16 protein-coding genes are annotated in these 15,981 nt (G+C 58.0%); 15 read left to right on the top strand and 1 reads right to left on the bottom strand.

The window, feature by feature from the left end:
* Positions 1-129 precede the first annotated feature (129 nt).
* From urtA to ACYVI2_RS28115, 12 genes are all read left to right on the top strand, one after another.
* On the top strand, positions 130-1,326 hold the full coding sequence (urtA, locus tag ACYVI2_RS28170; RefSeq protein ID WP_415819288.1) for an urea ABC transporter substrate-binding protein: 1,197 nt from the start codon (positions 130-132) through the stop codon (positions 1,324-1,326).
* A gap of 81 nt (positions 1,327-1,407) precedes the next feature.
* Positions 1,408-2,325, top strand: a complete 918-nt coding sequence (gene urtB / locus ACYVI2_RS28165; protein ID WP_415819206.1) for an urea ABC transporter permease subunit UrtB — start codon at positions 1,408-1,410, stop codon at positions 2,323-2,325.
* Positions 2,326-2,336: 11 nt separating this feature from the next.
* Positions 2,337-3,446 (top strand): urea ABC transporter permease subunit UrtC, encoded by a 1,110-nt coding sequence (gene urtC / locus ACYVI2_RS28160; protein WP_415819207.1) that lies wholly within the window; start codon positions 2,337-2,339, stop codon positions 3,444-3,446.
* Between the two features lie 2 nt (positions 3,447-3,448).
* A complete protein-coding gene (urtD, locus tag ACYVI2_RS28155; RefSeq protein WP_415819289.1) occupies positions 3,449-4,216 on the top strand; it encodes an urea ABC transporter ATP-binding protein UrtD in 768 nt (255 codons plus the stop codon).
* Positions 4,217-4,242: 26 nt separating this feature from the next.
* A complete protein-coding gene (urtE, locus tag ACYVI2_RS28150; RefSeq protein ID WP_415819208.1) occupies positions 4,243-4,935 on the top strand; it encodes an urea ABC transporter ATP-binding subunit UrtE in 693 nt (230 codons plus the stop codon).
* A gap of 63 nt (positions 4,936-4,998) precedes the next feature.
* Complete coding sequence (gene fmdA / locus ACYVI2_RS28145) at positions 4,999-6,228, top strand: formamidase (protein WP_415819209.1); 1,230 nt, start codon at positions 4,999-5,001, stop codon at positions 6,226-6,228.
* A gap of 12 nt (positions 6,229-6,240) precedes the next feature.
* Positions 6,241-6,573: an FmdB family zinc ribbon protein gene (locus ACYVI2_RS28140; RefSeq protein WP_415819210.1), complete on the top strand. Its 333-nt coding sequence runs from the start codon at positions 6,241-6,243 to the stop codon at positions 6,571-6,573.
* A 155-nt stretch (positions 6,574-6,728) separates the two neighbouring features.
* The gene (locus tag ACYVI2_RS28135) at positions 6,729-7,574 is read left to right on the top strand and encodes an IclR family transcriptional regulator (RefSeq protein WP_415819211.1); all 846 of its coding nucleotides are present in this window, start codon (positions 6,729-6,731) and stop codon (positions 7,572-7,574) included.
* Between the two features lie 316 nt (positions 7,575-7,890).
* Entirely contained in the window at positions 7,891-8,673 is a 783-nt protein-coding gene (locus tag ACYVI2_RS28130) for an enoyl-CoA hydratase/isomerase family protein (RefSeq protein ID WP_415819212.1), read from the top strand.
* A 49-nt stretch (positions 8,674-8,722) separates the two neighbouring features.
* Positions 8,723-10,291 (top strand): AMP-binding protein, encoded by a 1,569-nt coding sequence (locus ACYVI2_RS28125; RefSeq protein WP_415819213.1) that lies wholly within the window; start codon positions 8,723-8,725, stop codon positions 10,289-10,291.
* Positions 10,292-10,379: 88 nt separating this feature from the next.
* Complete coding sequence (locus tag ACYVI2_RS28120; protein WP_415819214.1) at positions 10,380-11,369, top strand: Bug family tripartite tricarboxylate transporter substrate binding protein; 990 nt, start codon at positions 10,380-10,382, stop codon at positions 11,367-11,369.
* A 54-nt stretch (positions 11,370-11,423) separates the two neighbouring features.
* Positions 11,424-12,209 (top strand): enoyl-CoA hydratase/isomerase family protein, encoded by a 786-nt coding sequence (locus tag ACYVI2_RS28115; protein WP_415819215.1) that lies wholly within the window; start codon positions 11,424-11,426, stop codon positions 12,207-12,209.
* Positions 12,210-12,291: 82 nt separating this feature from the next.
* Here the strand turns inward: ACYVI2_RS28115 and ACYVI2_RS28110 are convergent, their stop codons facing one another.
* Positions 12,292-13,038 carry a class II aldolase/adducin family protein gene (locus tag ACYVI2_RS28110; RefSeq protein ID WP_415819216.1) on the bottom strand — a complete coding sequence of 249 codons (747 nt, stop codon included), beginning with the start codon at positions 13,036-13,038 and terminating at the stop codon, positions 12,292-12,294.
* A gap of 182 nt (positions 13,039-13,220) precedes the next feature.
* On the opposite strand from ACYVI2_RS28110, the gene ACYVI2_RS28105 reads away from it, so the two are divergent.
* The 3 genes from ACYVI2_RS28105 (at position 13,221) to ACYVI2_RS28095 (ending at position 15,978) form a co-directional block, all read left to right on the top strand.
* Entirely contained in the window at positions 13,221-14,195 is a 975-nt protein-coding gene (locus tag ACYVI2_RS28105) for a Bug family tripartite tricarboxylate transporter substrate binding protein (RefSeq protein ID WP_460490385.1), read from the top strand.
* A gap of 41 nt (positions 14,196-14,236) precedes the next feature.
* Positions 14,237-15,028 carry an SDR family oxidoreductase gene (locus ACYVI2_RS28100; protein ID WP_415819217.1) on the top strand — a complete coding sequence of 264 codons (792 nt, stop codon included), beginning with the start codon at positions 14,237-14,239 and terminating at the stop codon, positions 15,026-15,028.
* Positions 15,029-15,147: 119 nt separating this feature from the next.
* On the top strand, positions 15,148-15,978 hold the full coding sequence (locus tag ACYVI2_RS28095; protein ID WP_415819218.1) for an IclR family transcriptional regulator: 831 nt from the start codon (positions 15,148-15,150) through the stop codon (positions 15,976-15,978).
* The last annotated feature ends 3 nt before the right edge of the window (positions 15,979-15,981 follow it).

Here is a 15,981-nt window from a genome sequence, read left to right as displayed (position 1 = left end):
AAACGCCAGCATTTGCTGGGGCGCAGCCGGTCAATGGTGGCATTCATCCGCTAGGAGCAATTGATGGCTCGCAAACCTGAGTTAAACGATGATTTGATCTCCCCGGCTCGCCGACGCATGGCGTTGGCGATGGCAGCCCTGCCGTTGATGGGCGTGCCGGTGCTGTCCAGGGCCGCCGGACCGGCGACGGCGGCGGTCAACACGACGGGCCTGGCTGTGACCGACACAGAGGTCATCGTCGGGCAACTGCACTCTGCCACAGGGACGATGGCTATCAGCGAGACGGGGTCGATCCAGGCCGAGCGTCTGGCCATCGAGCAGATCAATGCCATGGGCGGCGTGCTCGGACGCACGATCAAGGTCATCCAGGAAGACGGCGCCTCCGATTGGCCGACGTTTGCCGAAAAGGCGCGCAAGCTGCTGGTCAGCGACAAGGTCGCCACGGTGTTCGGCTGCTGGACTTCGGCCTCGCGCAAAGCGGTGCTGCCGGTGTTTGAGAAAGAAAACGGCCTGCTCTATTACCCCACGTTTTACGAAGGGTTGGAGCAATCCAAAAACGTCTTCTATACCGGGCAAGAGGCAACGCAGCAGATTCTGTCGGGGCTGGATTGGATCAATCGCGAAACCAAGGCCAAGACGTTCTACCTGATCGGCTCAGACTACATCTGGCCGAGGACGTCCAACAAAATCGCGCGCAAGCACATCGAGAACGTGCTCAAGGGTCAGGTAGTCGGCGAAGACTACTATCCGCTGGGCCATACGCAGTTTGGCTCGCTGATCAACAAGATCAAGCTCAAGAAGCCGGATGTGATCTATGCCATTGTGGTCGGCGGCAGCAACGTGTCGTTCTATAAGCAACTCAAGGCGGCAGGGGTGACGGCGGCCAAGCAGACCCTGTTGACCATCTCAGTGACCGAGGACGAATTGCTGGGTATCGGTGGCGAGAACGCCGAGGGCTTTTACTCGTGCATGAAGTATTTCCAAAGCCTGGACAACCCGAACAACAAGAAATTCGTCGAGGCCTTCAAGGCCAAATACGGCGCGAATGCCGTGATCGGGGATGTGACGCAGGCGGCGTATCTCGGACCCTGGCTATGGAAAATGGCGGTCGAGAAAGCAGGCAGTTTCGATGTGGACAAGGTCGTGGCTGCCTCGCCTGACCTGGAATACAAAGAGGCGCCGGAAGGCTACGTCAAGATCGATCCCAACCACCACCTGTGGAGCAAGACCCGTGTGGGCAAGATCCGGCGCGATGGGCAGTTTGACGTGGTCTATGAAACGCCCGAGTTGATCAAGCCCGATCCCTTTCCCAAGGGCTATCAATAAGCTGTTGACTGACGCGTTGTCACGCCGAGTGCCCCGAGCCTGCCTCCGGGGTTTGCCCCAAATCGCTTTGAAGGTTGCGGTATGGAATCCTTATCCGAGTTTGGCGCCATCCTGTTGATGCAGGGATTCAATGGCCTGTCTGTATTCAGCGTGTTGTTGCTGATGGCATTGGGACTGGCCCTGATTTTCGGGCAAATGGGCGTGATCAATATGGCCCACGGCGAATTCCTCGCCGTGGGGGCGTACACCACCTATTTGTTGGCTACGCTGGTGCAGACCTACGCGCCGGCGTTTGCGCCCTATTATTTTCTGTTCGCGGTGGTGGCGGCTTTCGTGGTGGCGTTTGCGTTGGGGTGGCTGGTCGAATGGGCCATGATTCGCCATTTGTATCGACGTCCATTGGATACGCTGCTGGCGACCTGGGGGCTGTCCTTGGTCATGCAGCAGTCGCTGCGCTCGATTTTCGGGCCGCGCGAGGTCAGCCCGGAGATGCCGGAATGGCTGATGGGCTCGTGGCAGCCCACGGAGGGAGTGGATATCCCCATCAACGGGCTGTTTGTCATGGCGCTGACGTTCCTGATGACGGCTGGTCTGATTTTGGCCTTGTTTCGTTCGACGTGGGGGCTGCACGTGCGCGCTACCGTGCAGAATCGAGCGATGAGCGGGGCGGTGGGTATAGACACTCGTCGTGTCGATCGCGTGACTTTTGCATTGGGATGCGGGATTGCCGGCATCGCGGGTGCGGCGTTTACCACCATAGGTGCGACGGGCCCTACGAGCGGATCGTTGTACATCGTCGAGACGTTCTTGACCGTGGTCTTTGGTGGCGCAGCCAGTTTGTTGGGGACGGTCGCTTCAGCGTTCCTGATTGCTCAAACGCAGTCGGTGTCAGAGTTCTTTATGACGGGCTCCATGGCCAAGGTGCTGACCCTCACCGGCATTGTCATCATCCTGATGCTGCGTCCACAAGGGTTGTTCTCCATCAAAACGCGTAAATAAGGAGCCTGGCGATGTCGAGTTTCTACAAGAATGTGCTGGGCGCGCGCGAAGGCCTGATCGGCCTGGGGATATTGGCCGCGCTTGTCTTTGTCGTGTTTCCGTTGGCGCTGGATGTCTTTCGCTTGAATCTGGTGGGCAAGTATCTGTCTTATGCCTTTGTGGCCATCGGTCTGGTCATGTGCTGGGGATATGGCGGCATCCTCAGCCTGGGCCAGGGCGTGTTCTTTGGGCTGGGGGGCTATTGCATGGCCATGTTCCTGAAGCTGGAGGCGTCCACGCCACAGGCCACGGCGATCCAGTCTACGCCTGGGATTCCGGATTTCATGGATTGGAACCAGTTGACGGCCTTGCCGCTGTTCTGGGAGCCATTCAAAAGCTTTGCCTTTACGTTGATTGCAATCCCGTTGATTCCGGCTTTGCTGGCCCTGGTTCTGGGGGCGGCGATGTTCAAGCGCCGTGTGGGAGAGGTGTACTTTGCCATCGTGACGCAAGCGGTAGCGTTGATCCTGTCAGTGCTGATCATCGGGCAACAGGGGTATACCGGCGGAGTCAATGGCATTACCGATCTCAAGACCTTGTTAGGTTGGGATATCCGTAGCGACAGTGCGCGTGTGTTGCTGTATTTCGTCAATGGTGTGCTGTTGTTCGGCTGCATCCTGTTTGGAAAATTCCTGCTGTCTTCCAAGCTCGGGAAACTGTTGATGGCCATGCGCGACAAGGAAGAGCGCGTACGGTTTTCAGGTTACGACGTGGCGAATTTCAAGGTGTTCATTTTTGTCGTGGCAGCGATTTTCTCGTCGATTGGTGGGGCTATGTTCACGTTGCAGGTGGGGTTCATGTCGCCGTCTTTTGTGGGTATCGTGCCTTCGATCGAGATGGTGATCTTTGCCGCGGTAGGAGGACGCTTGTCGTTGCTGGGCGCGGTGTATGGCACCTTGATCGTGAACTTTGGCAAGAGCTACTTTTCGGAAACCTTTCCCGAGGTCTGGTTGTTCTTGATGGGCGGATTGTTCATCGCGGTGGTGATGGCATTTCCGAACGGCCTCGCCGGCATTTACAAGGACTATGTGCGACCCAGGCTGGTACTGCGTCGCCGCAGCGTGGTGCGGGAGGCGCTATGAATATGCCGATGATAGGCGCGCTGCCCGAAGGCAATAACGAGTTCGCTCTATATGTAGAGGGGTTGACCGTGGCCTTCAATGGTTTCGTCGCGGTCAATGATCTGAATCTATACGTAGAAAAGGGCGAGACGCGCGTGGTGATCGGGCCTAACGGTGCTGGCAAGACGACCGTGCTGGATCTGATCTGCGGGCGCACGAAAGCCAATTCGGGATCGATTCGATTCAAGGATATTGAGCTGACCGCGATGAGCGAACACCAGATCGTGCGAGCAGGCGTAGGCCGAAAATTTCAAACGCCGTCGATCTACGAGACGTTGACGGTGCGCGAGAATCTGGAAGTTTCCTTTCCTCGCGGCCGTACGGTGTTGGGCGCTCTGGCGTTCAGGTTGACGGCCGACGTGGTAGCGCGCGTAGAAGAAGTCGCCGAACAGATATTCCTCTCGACGCATCTGCATCGACCCGCGGAATTGCTGTCGCATGGGCAAAAGCAGTGGTTGGAGATCGGCATGCTGCTGATGCAGGCTCCCGAACTCATGATGCTGGATGAACCTGTTGCCGGGATGAGCGTGTCGGAACGGGAAAAAACAGCAGAACTATTGAATCGCATCGGAAAGGACCGTTCGATGATTGTCATTGAGCACGATATGGAGTTTGCACGGCATATCGCCGACAAGGTCACGGTGCTGCATCAGGGACAGGTATTGGCAGAAGGATCGATGGACCATGTGCAAAACGATCCCCGTGTCATCGAAGTCTATCTTGGGCACTGAGTGCGGCGCGACGAGAGAGGTTCGCAATGTTTGAAGTGAAAGGACTGCAAGCAGGTTACGGTCAGAGCCGTGTCGTGCATGGCGTGGATCTGAATGTGGCTCAAGGAGAAATCCTGGCCATCATGGGGCGCAACGGCATGGGCAAGACGACTCTGTTCAAAACGTTGGTAGGCATGTTGCCTGCCATGGGCGGGGATATTTCCATTGATGGTCAGAGCGTCTCGGGTATGGAGAGCTTCAGGCGCGTGCGCCGTGGCATTGCCTATGTGCCCCAGGGACGCATGATTTTCCCGACCTTGACCGTGGAAGAGAATATTCGTACAGGGTTGCGCGGGCGTGCATTGGCCGATCCTATCCCCGACGAGATCTATGCCCTGTTTCCGGTACTGCACGAGATGCGCCGGCGCCGGGGCGGTGATCTGTCAGGCGGACAGCAACAACAGTTGGCGATTGCGCGTGCCCTGGTGACGCAGCCGAAGGTCCTGATGCTGGACGAGCCTACCGAAGGCATCCAGCCGTCGATCATCAAGGATATCGCCCGCAGTTTGCTGGAAATTCGATCGATGAAAAATCTGGCGATCATCGTTTCCGAGCAAGTCCTCAGTTTCACGCTGCAGATCGCCGATCGTTTGATCGTGATCGATCGAGGCCGCTTTGTGTTGGAAAACACGCGTGCCGAGGTCGATGAGAAAAGCATCAGCAGATATTTGTCCATCTGATTTTTTCCCTGATATCGATCGCTGCCGCGTCAGCGCCTGTTCCGTCTTTCTAAGGAGACCTCCATGGCAGAAACTTTGATCAAAGTCGATTTGGCTCAATCGCCCTACGAGAACGAGCAAGTTCACAATCGCTGGCATCCGGATATTCCCATCGCAGTGTGGGTCAAGCCGGGGGACGATTTTGTGCTGGAAACCTATGATTGGACGGGCGGCGCCATCAAGAACGATGACAGCGCCGACGATGTGCGCGACGTGGATTTGAGCACCGTGCATTTTCTGTCTGGGCCAGTCGGTGTCGAGGGGGCGGAGCCTGGTGATCTGCTGGTGGTTGATCTGCTCGATATCGGCGCCAAACAGGAAAGCTTGTGGGGCTTTAACGGGTTCTTCAGCAAGCAGAATGGCGGCGGATTTTTGACGGATCATTTTCCCCATGCGCAGAAATCGATCTGGGATTTCGAGGGGATGTTCACGAAGTCACGCCACATTCCTGGCGTGCGCTACGCCGGGCTGATTCACCCCGGCTTGATCGGTTGCCTGCCTGATCAAGCGATGTTGGACGAATGGAATCGACGAGAGCAAAGCTTGATTGATACTGAGCCGGCGCGTGTCCCGCCGTTGGCCAATCCCCCGTTTTCCCAGACGGCCCATATGGGCACGTTGTCGGGCGTGGCGCGCGATAAAGCGGCTGCCGAGGGTGCGCGCACAGTGCCACCGCGCGAGCACGGCGGCAATTGCGATATCAAGGATCTGTCGCGAGGTTCGCGGGTCTTTTTTCCTGTGTATGTGAAGGGCGGCGGCCTGTCGGTCGGCGATCTGCATTTTTCGCAGGGTGATGGCGAGATCACGTTCTGCGGTGCCATTGAAATGGCCGGCTGGGTGCACATGCGGGTATCGGTGATCAAACAGGGAATGGCCAAGTACGGTATCAAGAATCCGATCTTCAAGCCCAGCCCGATCGTGCCCAACTATAAGGACTATCTGATTTTTGAGGGCATTTCGGTCGACGAGCAAGGCAAGCAGCATTATCTGGATGTGCATATCGCTTATCGGCAGGCATGCCTGAACGCAATCGAATATCTGAAGAAATTCGGTTATTCCGGGGCGCAAGCGTACTCCATTTTGGGAACGGCGCCGGTGCAGGGCCATATCAGTGGGGTGGTCGATATTCCTAATGCCTGCGCTACCTTGTGGCTACCCACGGAGATTTTCGATTTTGATATCCAGCCTGGCGCCGATGGGCCGATCAAGCATATCAAGGGAGATGTCGATATGCCTGTGTCTTACGATCTTTGAGTCGAGGCCGTCATGCCACTCTATGAGTATTGTTGCGAGGCTTGCGGACCGTTTGATGCGTTTAAGCCGCTGTCCGAATTCCGGGCGCCCGCCGCATGCCCGGAATGCGGGCAGTCCGCTGCACGGATGATAGGCAGCGCGCCAGCGCTGTCGACTCTGTCTCAGGCGGTACGCCGCGCGCATGCCATGAACGAGAAGAGTGCGGATTCGCCGCGCAGCACCCGATCTGGGCACGGGATGAACTGCGGATGTTGCGCAGCGCGGTCTCGTCCCGGCAAGACGCGGCATACGGCCGATGGCGGCAAGACATTCCAGGGAGCGAGGCCCTGGATGATCAGTCACTGATCAATCATTGTCGTATAGCTCGCGGGAGGTTTACACCGCGGCCGATGCGAGCCATGTGCAGAGAGGTGGTTACGAGAGTGGGCAAGGGCGCGGTACACTGACCGCGCCTTTTTTTGCCTGAGCATCGCCGCGGATGTCTGCGGTTTGTATTTCCCATGACAGATTCTTCTGACCGGCTTTCTTCGAATCCTGATGACCTGGATCTTTCCACGTCCCGGCGAACACCTGGCGTGCGCGAAGACGGCGTCGATGAACGCCTGTTCGTCGCGTCGGTAGAAAAAGCCATGCGCGTGTTGCAGGCGTTCGACAAGGAATCCAACGGCCTGTCGTTGCAGGATCTGACGGAACGTACGGGCATGGGGCGCAGCGCCACGCAGCGTTTTGTGTATACCCTGCATCAACTGGGCTACCTGAAGCGCAATGCGGCGGCCAAGACCTATACCCTGTCGACCAAGCTGGTTGGTCTGGTTGGGGGGATGCTGAGCGCGAATGCACGGTTGCAGAATGCCTATCCCGTGATGCTGCAGTTGGCCGAAGAGACACATGAAACGGTGTCCTGGCTGGAGCTGGACGGCGACGAGATTATCGTGTTGGGCCATATTCCCAGTGTGCATCTCACCTCGGTAAATATGCCGGTGGGCAGCCGTTTCGATGCGCTGCCCGCCTCGTCGGGGCAGGTATTGCTGGCTCACGCACCTAGAGCGCAGTTGCTGGACATGATTGCGCGCATGTCTGCACAGGTACGCGCCCGCTTTGGCGACCGGGACGATGAGGAGATTCTGGCTATCTTCGACAAGGCACGCCGTAATGGCTATTCCATGACAGAAAAAAATCTGGGGCAGGGCAGTGTCTCGATTTCAGTGCCGGTTTACGGGATGACCGGACAAGTCGTGGCAGCGCTGAATCTGTCCACGCTCGCGGCGCGCTTTGATATGGAAGCCGCACGCTCGCAATTGCTGCCTCTGGTGCAGCACGCTGCCAAGCAGCTCTCTACTTTCTGATCCGCTCAATACGTGATTGATCGCAGCGTCGATTGCCTGTGACAGGCAGTCGACGCTGTCGCGCGTGGCCTACCGAGCTTGGCTTCAGACCGCTTGTTGAAAAGCAGAAAATCAGCCCGGCAAAATAATTGGAATTCAATTATTTTGCCGGGCTGATTTTCTTTATACGCGTTATCCCTAGTTATTTCGGGTTTCGAAATTCATTTAAGCTGCCTAAAAATTGAATATCAAACATATTAATTGATATGTAATTATTTAGATGGCTGGTCGAAATCGAGCAAACGAGCGAGATCGACCGGAAACCCGGAGCCGTTTCATGTCCCTGAAGCACATCAAATTCGAACAACGCGATTCCATTGCGATTCTGACTCTGAATCGTCCCGAGGTCCTGAATGCCTGGCATGTCGAGATGCGCGACGAGATCGTCCAGACTCTGCGTGACTGCGCCGCCGATGAGGGCGTGCGTGCATTGATCATGACGGGAGCGGGCGACCGTGCGTTCTGCGCTGGACAGGATCTCAACGAAGCGCAGACATTCGACGGCGCCCGCGCCGAAAGCTGGATTGGCGAGTGGGAGATCTTCTACGACGCCATGCGCAGTTTTCCGAAGCCTCTCATCATCGCGCTCAACGGTACGGCCGCGGGCTCGGCGTTTCAGGTCGCATTGCTTGGCGATATCCGTGTGGCGCATCCCGAGGTCAAGATGGGACAACCCGAAATCAATTCGGGCATTGCCAGTGTCACAGGTCCCTGGATCATGCGTGAAATGTTGGGCATGTCGCGCACGATCGAGCTGACATTGACCGGACGCATGATGGAGGCGGCCGAATGCCATCACATCGGCCTGATTCATTACATCGTGCCGCGCGAGCAGGTCATGGCGCGTGCGATCCAGATCGCGAACGAGCTGGCTGCAAAGCCGCCGATTGCATTGCGACTGGATAAAAAGCGTTTTCAAGAAGTCACCGAAGCGGCATTCCGTGAGGCGATCCAGGCTGCAGCGCGTATTCATCATGAATCGTACGAGTCGGGCGAGCCGGCTCGCATGATGGAGGCGTTCTTGGCCGAACGGGCCCGCCGCCGTGGCGCATTTGCGTGATTGGCGGGATTCGACCCGTTTTATTTCCTCTGATCGATTCATTGATTTCATGACTATTTCGACTCACGTTGACATCGCGCCGGTGTCGGACGAAACCATTGCCGAACTCATTGCCCGCCGTGCCGGCGAGGATCCGGACGGGGTTTACTGCTATTTCAAAGACGAGGTAATGACGCTGGGCATGCTGTATGAGCGCGTGCTGAAGCTGTCCAAGCTGCTGTGGGATCGCGGATTGCGGCCGGGCGACCGCGTAGGCCTGATGCTGCCCAGTCATCCGGATCATATCGTCGCGATATTTGCATTAGCTGCGTTGGGGCTCGTGCGCGTGCCGATCAATGTGCATTTGAAAGGCGCTTCGCTGACACATTTGTTCGAGCATCTGGAGCCGCGTGGATTGATCGCGGATGCGGACTATGCCGATGCGCTTGTGCCCGAGTTGAATCGTGTCGAGCATGTGCTCTGGCGGGGCGGCGGCGATTCTGCGCACGCCTTTGAGCAATACCTGGCCTTGCCTGCCGATCCGTTGCCGGTGCAGATACGAGCCGATGACATCTTGGCGCTCACGCCCAGCTCCGGCACGACGGGGGCGCCCAAAGGCGTCTTGAAATCCGACCGCACGTTGCGTGCGGGGCCGATGGCGATTCTGCGTTTAACCGGGGCGCAGCCGGGTAATACCTTTCTGTTGTGGGAGTCCCTGCATCATGGTGCAGGTGTCGCCGTCATCATCTCGGCATTGCTGGGTGGAACACGACTGGCGATGGTGGAGCGATTCAGCGCGTCACGGTTCTGGGATGACGCGCGCCGCTATAACGTCACGCATATCCATTACCTGGGCACAGTGATTCCCATGTTGCTCAAGCAGCCGCCCAAGCCTTCTGATAGCGATCATGGCGTCAAGATTGCCTGGGGCGGCGGCTGCCCGGCAGAGCTATGGGACGCTTTTGCCACTCGGTTCAACGTCGAGATGCGCGAGGGGTATGGCCTGTCCGAGTTGATCACCTTTGTCACCGTCAATCCGCAAGGGCCGGCGGGCGCGATCGGTAAACCTCTGGATTACTACGACATCGTGTTGGCAGATGATGAGGGCAAGCCGGTCGCTGTCGGTGAGTCCGGCGAAATCACGGTGCGTGCCAAGGCCCAGGGGCTGGAGTTTCTGGGGTATTTCCGCAACCCCGAAGCCGAGGCATCCTCGCGCCGCGGGGATTGGTTCTGCACGGGGGATTTGGCACGCCAGGATGAGCAAGGATTCTTGTATTACGCGGGCCGCAAGAAAGACATGCTGCGCCGGCGCGGGATCAATATCTCGGCTTGGGAAGTCGAGCGCGTGATTGCCGAGCACCCCGACATCGAAGAAACCGCATTGATCGGTGTGCCGAGTGATCTGGGCGAAGACGAACTCAAACTGTTCGTGCGGGTAAAGGATCAAAAGACGCTTGATCCTCTGGCGCTGATTCAATGGAGCGAGACGCGGCTGCCGTACTACCAAATCCCGCGCTATATCGCTTTTATCGACGAGTTTCCCAAAACACCCACGCAGCGTATTCAGAAGAAAGAGTTGCCGCGTGATGTGCAAGGGATATGGGATCTGGAACGCTCGGGTTATCGCGTCCCGAAATGAGCCGCGTTGCAGAACCGTGATGAGCCGGCGAAGTGCATCGAGACAGGTGCCCTCATCGGCGATATGAATGCTGACAAGGGGAAATTTCATGAAAAGCACCAAGTGGAACAAGTGCCTCACTGCGCTGACTGCAACATGCGCGCTGATGATCGTGGCGAGCCCGGCTCGAGCGGAGTATCCGCAGCAACCTATCAGTTTGATCGTGCCTTATGCGACGGGCGGTGCGGTGGATGTGGTGGGACGTATCGTGGGAGCGGCATTGGCCGAGCAGCTAGGCCAGTCCGTGGTCGTGGAAAACAAGGCAGGGGCTGCCGGCAACATCGGCGCGCAGTTCGTCAAACGTGCCAAGCCCGACGGCTATACCTTGTTGATGGCGGCCACGACCTCGTATGCCTTGAATGGCAAGTTGATGGACAAGTCGGTGGTCGGATTCGATTTGCTGAAAGACTTCACGCCGGTGTCGATGGTGGGCGAGTTACCCATTCTGCTGGTCGTGAATCAAGGCATGGGGGTAAAGACAGTCCCCGAATTGGTGGCAAAGCTCAAAGCAGAGCCGGGTCGGCATGCGTATGCCTCGGCTGGCCCAGGCACGGTGGAACAGGCCGTCGCCGAGATGTTCCGTATGCGTGAAGGCTTGCAACTGCTGCATGTCCCGTATCGCGGTGCAGCGCCTGCGATGGTGGATTTGTTGTCCGGGCAGACGCAAATCATGTTTGCGACGGCACCGACTGCCTTGGCCAATCTGGGTTCGGGGCGCATTACCGCATTGGGCGTCGCCAGCGCGAAGCGCATTCCCGTATTGCCCGATCTCCCGACGATGATCGAGCAAGGGTTGCCAGGTTTTACGGCGCAATCGGTGTACGGCATTCTGGTGGCCAAGGGCACACCTGACGCGATCGTGCAGAAACTGAACGCCGCGATGAAGACGATGAGCGACTCGCCGCAGTTCCGGGAGAAACTGCAGCAGCAAGGCATCGTGCCGCTGTACACCACGGTGCCGCAGTCTCGCGAGCGGCTCGACGGTGAGGTCGCGAAATGGAGCAAGGTCATCGACGACGCCAAGATCACGCTTCAGTGATGCCTTTATTTAATTCACAGCTGATTCAACCACAGCACAAACGCAGGAAACGTCATGCCCTCTGAAATCCAAGTCGAGCGCCGCGACGGCGGCCGCATCGCCATTGTGACCATCAACCGTCCGCATCGTCGCAATGCCTGCGACCTGCAGGCATGGACTGATTTGCGCGACACCTTTCTGGGATTTGCGCAAGATACTTCCGTGCGATTGGCCGTGTTGACCGGCGCGGCGGGCCATTTTTGCGCGGGCGACGACATCTTGGCGTTTCGCGAGGCACTGAGCGATCCCGTGCGCGCTGACGCGTATCGCGCAGTGATTCAGGCATGTTTTGCCGCTGTGCAAGACGCGCCGACGCCAGTGGTCGCCGCCATCAGCGGCGTATGCGTGGGTGGTGGAGCCAGCTTGGCTTTGTGTTGCGATTTCCGAGTGGGGGACGGCAGTGCACGCGTGAGTGTGCCTGTCGCCAAACTGGGATTGGTCTATCCCACCATACAGTTGATTCGTCTATCGCATTTGATCGGCGTCAGCGCGGCGCGGCAATGGCTGTATACGGGAAAGTCCGTGGATGGCGCGCAAGCGCATCAGGCTGGTTTTATTGATTCGGTCGCGGCTGACGATCCGGTTACCGCTGCCATTCAATTTGGTGCAGACATGATGGACAACGCGCCGTTATCCATCGCGGGCAGCAAGCTGCAACTGAATGCCATCTCCGCCGGTACCGTGGCAGAGCAGGACGCCCGCATCAACGAAATATTCGATCGGGCAAATAACAGCGAGGACTATCGCAACGCGGCCACGGCCTTTGCGCAAAAACGCAAGCCCGTATTCGTCGGCCGCTAGGTACGATCCTAGGCCTATGGCCCTCGCCATGTAAACGATGCCGCCGTCGCGAAGTTATGACGACGAGCTCTCGGATGTGTGGTCAGTCCTGATAACCTGGATTGCGCCTGTCCAGATAGCGCAGCATGGCCGGCCATTCCATCAAACCGAATGGCCGGCGGACAGTCGGCTGATAGAGATGATGGGTTTTGTTGACAACGCTCTCTGGTGGCATTGTCAGGGCTGCGCCAGAGCACATGGCGTCGACCTGAGCACGACACGCCATTTCGAGCCAGTACATGGCATTGAACGCCTCGGCGATGCTGGGGGAAGCGACCAAGAGCCCGTGATTGCGCAGAATCATGGCGTCCTGTTTTCCCAGATCGGCGACCAATCGGGCGCGTTCGTCCAGATCGATGGCGACGCTTTCGTAGTCGTGATAGGGGATGTCCTTGAATCGCATGGCCGTTTGCGTCAACGGCAGTAATCCATCTTTCATGCATGAGACGGCCATGCCGGCACGCGAATGCGTATGGATCACGCAGCCGACATCATGGCGTGCGCCATGGACGGCGCTGTGGATGACGTAGCCCGCTTGATTCAGACCGAGGTCTGTGTGCGGATTGTCGAGGATCTCGCCTTGGACATTGATTTTGATCAGGCTCGACGCGGTGATCTCCTCGTACATGTAGCCATAGGGGTTGATCAGGATTTCGTCGTCCTTCCCCGGGATGCGCGCGGTGATGTGGTTGTAGATGAGGTCGCTCATACCGAACAGCGGCATCAATCGATAACAGGCGGCGAGATCGATACGAGTCTGGCGTTCTGCGTCGCTATAGGTTTGCGTCATGTCTGTGTGACTCCATGCTAAATGGACCGGCGTTTTTCAAGACAGGTGCGAATACGCATTTTGCTGCACGTACTCCGCTAGGGTAAGCCCGGATCTCGTCCATGTGGGGAAGCTGCCTATAATCTGTCCATAAAATAAACATTATGACCATAATGTGGTCAGTTTTGTGTGGAGAGAGATAGATGAAGCGTCGTGCATTCAATCGCTGTATGGTTTCTGCGCTGTTTGGCGGTATGGCGGCATTTGCCACCATACCCGCAGCACAGGCACAGAGTTTCCCGAGCCGGCCGGTGGAGCTGGTGGTGCCGTTTGCCGCCGGCGGCGGCACGGACGCGCTGGCGCGCGCCATGAGCGATGCGTCGCGCAAGCATTTTCCGCAGCCTATCGTGATACTGAACAAGCCAGGCGCAGCGGGCGGAATCGGCCTGACCGAAGTCGCCAGGAGTGCTCCGGATGGCTACAAGTTGGCCTTGGTGACGGCGGATATGGTGATCATTCCGCATTTGGGATTGACCAAGACCACGTACGAAAGCTTTACGCCGATTATCCAGCTCAATGCGGATCCATCGGCGATCACGGTATCGGCCGATTCACCGTACAACACGATCGAAGCGTTCCTGGAGGCGGCCCGCGCCAAGCCCGAGACGATGCAAGTAGGCAATGCGGGAGTAGGTTCCATCTGGCATTTGGCTGCGGCGGCGCTGGAGGACAAGACCGGCGTGAAATTCAACCACATCCCGTTCACGGGCGGGAATCCCGCTGTGTTGGCACTGCTGGGTGGCCACATAGATGCCGTGGCAGTCAGCCCTGCAGAAGTCATTCAGTACGTGAAAGCCGGAAAATTAAAGACGCTGGCTGTGATGGCGGATCAGCGAGTCAAAGGCTTTGAGAATGTGCCGACGCTGAAAGAGCGCAAGATCGATCTGTCTATTGGAACGTGGCGAGGCATCGCCGCACCGAAGGGCACGCCTCAGCCTGTACTGGATACGCTGGGCGAAGCTTTTCGCAAAGCTGCAGCGGAAGACAGCCTGAAGAAATTCATGGACGAACAGAATCTGGGCTATGTCGTCGAGGACCAGAAAGTGTTTACCGCACAGATCGAGCGCGACAATGCTACCTTTAAGGCTCTGATCGAAAAATTCAACATGAAGCCGTAAGCGTTGTGCGCGGCGCGGTTTTTTTAGACGAGGAATCAAGGATGGATTTAGGAATCGCGGGCAGGACTGCCCTGGTGGGTGGGGCAAGCAAGGGCCTGGGCTACGGCTGCGCCTTGGCGCTGGTGCGCGAGGGCGTGAATGTGGTGATCGTCGCGCGCGGCGCAGAGGCGTTGAACGCGGCACAGCAGCAGTTGCTGCAAGCCCGTCCGAATGCTGACACCTTTGTCAAAGCCGTGGCCGTCGATATCACGACGCCGCAGGGCCGCGACGCCGTGTTTGCCGAGCACCGCGATTACGATATCGTCGTGACGAATGCGGGCGGTCCGCCTCCCGGTGATTTTCGCGAATGGGACCGAGAGCAGTGGCTCAAGGCCGTCGAGGCCAATATGCTGACGCCGATCGAGTTGATCAAGGCCACGGTGGATGGCATGGCCGAACGTGGCTTTGGGCGCATCGTCAACATTACGTCCAGTGCAGTAAAGGCACCGATCGATGTGCTGGGCTTGTCCAATGGCGCACGCAGCGGGCTGACCGGTTTCGTGGCGGGCGTGGCGCGCAGTGGCATCGCGGCACGCGGCGTGACGATCAATAATTTGTTGCCCGGCGCGTTCGAGACGGATCGCCTGAAGGCCACGATGGCGGCGGCTGCTTCCAAGACTGGCAAAGAAGTCGATGCGCTGCGCGCCGCACGTTTGGCAGGAATCCCCGCCAAACGTTTCGGCAACGCCGAGGAGTTCGGCTCGATCTGCGCATTTTTGTGCAGCGTGCAGGCGGGCTACATGACGGGACAAAACGTGCTGGCCGACGGCGGTACGTATCCCGGGACTTTCTGAGCGTCCAGCATGTTGGGCTTTGTCTGACGGGCTCCGTAAAATACGCAGATAGTGCGGGCGTCTCGTTGTGCGGCCGCCCGCGCTTCGCCATGTTTTGATTAGCCTCTTCATTGATTGCCATGCCAGCCTCTACGCCCGTTGCGTCTCCTCCCACAGCTCAGGTCGCAGGGACTGCTGCGTTCTCAAAGTTCATGCACATACTGCAGTTGGTGGCGGATACCTCGGATCCGATGACGATTGCCGAGCTCAGCAAGCTGAGCGGTTATCCGCGTCCTACGGTCTACCGCACGGTGGCCGCTTTGCTGGCCGAGCGCCTATTGGCTGAGCATCCCCATACGGGAAGGTTGACACTGGGGCCGCGTCTGATTCAGTTGGCCAGCCGCAGTTGGGGGCGTTCCGAGTTGCGATTGGCGGCTGTCGAGGCACTCAAGCAGCTGCGCGATGTGACGGGCGAGACCGTGCATCTGGCGGTGCCCAATGGCCAGCACATGGTCTACATTGAAAAGCTCGAAAGCCCGAGCGCCGTGCAGATGAACTCGCGCATCGGGACCAACGTTTCCCTGCATTCGACGGCCGTGGGCAAGGCTTATCTGGCGATGCTGGACAGAGCGTCGCAGCAAGCGGTGCTGGAAACATTGCCGCAGCCGTTGCCGCACTATATGCCGAATACGGTGAAAGACCTCAAGGGCTTGCGTGTGTTGCTTGAGCAAGCCCGCCAGCGTGGCTGGGCGGTGGACGATGAGGAAAACGAGGCAGGTATTTATTGTTTTGGCGCGCCGATTGTTGGCCGTGATGGTATGCCGGTGGCGGCCATCAGCGTCAGTACGCTGCGCTTTCGCCAAAAACCCGATCCAGAGACGGCTTATGTCGCGCCCTTGCTGCAGGCTTGCCGGGTGATCAGCCAGCGTCTGGCCGAGACGCCGGCGTTGTCCTCTGCGGATATGCTGTAGAGC

It is taken from the genome of Bordetella tumbae (genome assembly GCF_054780995.1).
Note: the sequence above shows the minus strand (reverse complement) of the source record. Positions and strands in the feature narration are given on the sequence as shown.

What these genes read in the sequence shown, in the direction of transcription:
- urtA (WP_415819288.1), top strand. Translation starts at nt 130, where the DNA reads ATGGCAGCCCTGCCGTTGATGGGCGTGCCGGTGCTGTCCAGGGCCGCC.
- urtB (WP_415819206.1), top strand. Translation starts at nt 1,408, where the DNA reads ATGGAATCCTTATCCGAGTTTGGCGCCATCCTGTTGATGCAGGGATTC.
- urtC (WP_415819207.1), top strand. Translation starts at nt 2,337, where the DNA reads ATGTCGAGTTTCTACAAGAATGTGCTGGGCGCGCGCGAAGGCCTGATC.
- urtD (WP_415819289.1), top strand. Translation starts at nt 3,449, where the DNA reads ATGCCGATGATAGGCGCGCTGCCCGAAGGCAATAACGAGTTCGCTCTA.
- urtE (WP_415819208.1), top strand. Translation starts at nt 4,243, where the DNA reads ATGTTTGAAGTGAAAGGACTGCAAGCAGGTTACGGTCAGAGCCGTGTC.
- fmdA (WP_415819209.1), top strand. Translation starts at nt 4,999, where the DNA reads ATGGCAGAAACTTTGATCAAAGTCGATTTGGCTCAATCGCCCTACGAG.
- ACYVI2_RS28140 (WP_415819210.1), top strand. Translation starts at nt 6,241, where the DNA reads ATGCCACTCTATGAGTATTGTTGCGAGGCTTGCGGACCGTTTGATGCG.
- ACYVI2_RS28135 (WP_415819211.1), top strand. Translation starts at nt 6,729, where the DNA reads ATGACAGATTCTTCTGACCGGCTTTCTTCGAATCCTGATGACCTGGAT.
- ACYVI2_RS28130 (WP_415819212.1), top strand. Translation starts at nt 7,891, where the DNA reads ATGTCCCTGAAGCACATCAAATTCGAACAACGCGATTCCATTGCGATT.
- ACYVI2_RS28125 (WP_415819213.1), top strand. Translation starts at nt 8,723, where the DNA reads ATGACTATTTCGACTCACGTTGACATCGCGCCGGTGTCGGACGAAACC.
- ACYVI2_RS28120 (WP_415819214.1), top strand. Translation starts at nt 10,380, where the DNA reads ATGAAAAGCACCAAGTGGAACAAGTGCCTCACTGCGCTGACTGCAACA.
- ACYVI2_RS28115 (WP_415819215.1), top strand. Translation starts at nt 11,424, where the DNA reads ATGCCCTCTGAAATCCAAGTCGAGCGCCGCGACGGCGGCCGCATCGCC.
- ACYVI2_RS28110 (WP_415819216.1), bottom strand. Translation starts at nt 13,038, where the DNA reads ATGACGCAAACCTATAGCGACGCAGAACGCCAGACTCGTATCGATCTC.
- ACYVI2_RS28105 (WP_460490385.1), top strand. Translation starts at nt 13,221, where the DNA reads ATGAAGCGTCGTGCATTCAATCGCTGTATGGTTTCTGCGCTGTTTGGC.
- ACYVI2_RS28100 (WP_415819217.1), top strand. Translation starts at nt 14,237, where the DNA reads ATGGATTTAGGAATCGCGGGCAGGACTGCCCTGGTGGGTGGGGCAAGC.
- ACYVI2_RS28095 (WP_415819218.1), top strand. Translation starts at nt 15,148, where the DNA reads ATGCCAGCCTCTACGCCCGTTGCGTCTCCTCCCACAGCTCAGGTCGCA.